The following is a 2,600-nucleotide window of genomic DNA, read 5'->3' as shown; positions in this document are numbered from 1 at the left end:
TCCAGCAGCAATTGCGCATGGCGGGCCGTGTTGCGCACCGCCCGTCCGGGCCCGGCGCTGCGCTCGACGATGGCCCGGCTTTCGCCCCCGATCCGGTCGATCAGGGTGCGGAACATCAGGTGGCGTTCCAGCCAGAACCGGGTCAGCCCGTGGAAACGGACATGGCTGTCCCACAGATCGCGCGGGGGCTCGTCCAGCAGCACGCGCAGCGCGTCGGGCAGGCCCGTGCGGATATCGAGGGTCAGTTCGTCGGCCATGCCGGGAAGCCAGGCGAAAGGCGTTGCCCGGAAAGGTGGCGTCACAGCTTGGTGGCCTCGGGCGGCGGGGTGGTGACGCGGCGTTTCAGCATCGCCAGCACCACCGCCGCCGGATCGCACTCGCTCAGCCGCTTGGCCATCAGATAGGAGGCACCGAAGAACCGCGCGGTGAAGAGCATCGTCAGATGGCCGTCCGACAATTCGCGAAACCCCGGGCGAAGGATCACCAGAACGCCCGCAAGGGCCACCGCGATGGCAAGGATCCGGCGCAGCGCCAGCCGTTCGCCGAAGACCAGCGCGGCGCCGATCGTGACATAGACCGGGTTGAGATAGTTCATCGCCGGGACCTCGGCGATCGGGATCCGGGTCATGGCGTAGAACCAGCAGATCACGCCCAGCGCGTGCGCAAGCCCCCGCACCGAATACTGCGCCAGCCCGCGCCGGTCGATCCCCGCGCGCGGCAACGGCCCCAGCATCGGCGCGAGAAAGACCAGCTCCGGCAGATAGCGCAGAAAGGCCGCCTGGGGCGCGGGCACGGCATCGCCGACATGCTTGACCGGGGCCGTGACCGCCACGAAATTCGCGCCGGTCAACAGCATCCAGAGGATCCCCGCGAGGGGCCGCTGCCCCCCGGATGCGTCCGAGCCCCGAGCCATGGCGCGACTTCACCCCAGGCAGGCGCGGGATGCGAGGCCCGGCGATCAGGCGCCGGTGCAACGCAGGCTGCGTCAACGTCCCTTTAACCTCTTGTTTGCCATGATGAGATCGACGGCCGGATGCCAAAGACGACGGAGACCATGATGAGAGAAACCTGGCATCCCTCGTCAGGACCATGGGAAGACGACGATCTGCTGCACGGCACCCCGCGTTTCGTGATGGTGCGCGCAGCCCCCGCCGTGCGGCAGGCGCTGGCGCTGTTCTCGTTCCTTCTGGCGGCCGTCCCGGCGATCGGATTTCTGGCCGACATCCCGTTGCTGCACCGGCCCATCCCGGGCGAGGCGGGCATTCTCCCGCTGACGCTGCTGGCCCTTGCCGCCCTGGCGCTGGCAATCCTGATGCAGCGGCCCTTTGCCCGCAGCGGTCCGGTCGAGCAGACGCTTCTGCTGGTGGCGGCCATGATCGGACTGGGGCAGTTGATCTGGCTGAGCCGCGGCTTGCCGCTGGATCCCGAAGTCACCGGCATCAGCGAAGCCGTGGGCATCCTGGCGCTGGCCAGCGCGCTGGCGTTGCGCCGCCGCCACCCGGCATGGCCCGCCATGGTCCTGGCAGGCGCCGCCGGGATGATCTGCCTGACGGCCTTTCTGGGCTATGCCATGGGCATCGGCCAGTTGCGCGGCGCGTTGTCGCCCTTCACCATGCTGATCCTGACGCCGCTGGTGCTGGGCGCCCAGATCGCCCAGGCCCGGCGCCCCGTCTTCCGCACGCTGTTCCGCGACGACAAGCTGGCCCGCGTGCTGCGCATGGAAATGGCGCTGGCTGCCATCGTGCCCACCGCGCTGGCCATCGTGATCTTCCGGATGGACCCGAACGGCCCCAGCGCGGCGGACGCATTCTACGCGCAGGCGATGATCCTGTTCTGCTGCACCGGCGTTCTGGTCGCGGGCCGGATGCGTGACCGTCTCGACCGCGAACGCCGGGCCCTGTCGCGCGAATTGCAGCGTGCCTCGCTGATCGACCCGCTGACGGGGCTGGCCAACCGGCGTGGAACCCTGGTGATGGCGGGCCATGCGATCCATGCCGCGCGCCGCGGCGGGCGGCCGGTGTCGATGGTGATCTGCGACCTCGACCATTTCAAGGCGGTGAACGACCGGCTGGGCCACGGGGTCGGCGACCGCGTGCTGGAAACCGCCGCGCGACTTATGTCGGCGCGGCTGCGGATGTCGGATGTCGCCGGGCGCTGGGGCGGGGAGGAGTTCCTGCTGGTGCTTCCCGACACCACGCTGGCAGGCGCCGAGGCGCTGGCCGAGATCCTGCGTCATGCCCTGGCCGAGGAATTGCGGATCCGGCCCTCGGGAGAGATCGGCAAGGGGCCGGGCGGCAAGCCGCTGACCGCGTCCTTCGGCTGCGCCGTGGTCGAGACGTCGCGGAACGACGGGTTCGAACGCGCCCTCGATGCCGCCGATCAGGCGCTTTACGCGGCCAAGCGCGGCGGCCGGAACCGGGTCGCCAGCGCCACGGATATGGCCATCGCGGGCTTTTGCTGAACGGCCGGGATCACAGCTGGGCCAGAACCTCGTCACTGGCCTCGAAATTGGTGGTCACGCGCTGCACATCGTCATCATCCTCCAGCGCATCCACCAGCTTCATCAGCTTCTGCATGCCCTCGAGGTCAAGCTCGATCGT

At 69.2% G+C, this 2,600-nt stretch carries 3 protein-coding genes and 1 pseudogene; 1 reads left to right on the top strand and 3 read right to left on the bottom strand.

The genetic code is table 11. The features are described 5' to 3' along the window. Together ENN83_RS00610 and ENN83_RS00605 are read right to left on the bottom strand one after the other, a co-directional pair. Positions 1 to 257: pseudogene (locus ENN83_RS00610) on the bottom strand (hemerythrin domain-containing protein); the annotation flags it as partial. A 41-nt stretch (positions 258 to 298) separates the two neighbouring features. Then, complete coding sequence (locus ENN83_RS00605; RefSeq protein WP_414707596.1) at positions 299 to 913, bottom strand: DMT family transporter; 615 nt, start codon at positions 911 to 913, stop codon at positions 299 to 301. A gap of 120 nt (positions 914 to 1,033) precedes the next feature. On the opposite strand from ENN83_RS00605, the gene ENN83_RS00600 reads away from it, so the two are divergent. Next, on the top strand, positions 1,034 to 2,461 hold the full coding sequence (locus ENN83_RS00600; protein WP_287182863.1) for a GGDEF domain-containing protein: 1,428 nt from the start codon (positions 1,034 to 1,036) through the stop codon (positions 2,459 to 2,461). A 10-nt stretch (positions 2,462 to 2,471) separates the two neighbouring features. On the opposite strand, the gene ENN83_RS00595 is transcribed toward ENN83_RS00600, so the two are convergent. Then, the coding region (locus ENN83_RS00595; RefSeq protein ID WP_349760082.1) for a YebC/PmpR family DNA-binding transcriptional regulator at positions 2,472 to 2,600 on the bottom strand (129 nt) is incomplete at its 5' end.

This window comes from Rhodovulum sp., assembly GCF_011048875.1.
GTDB lineage: Bacteria > Pseudomonadota > Alphaproteobacteria > Rhodobacterales > Rhodobacteraceae > Rhodovulum > Rhodovulum tesquicola.
This window is presented reverse-complemented; position numbering and strand designations above follow the sequence as displayed.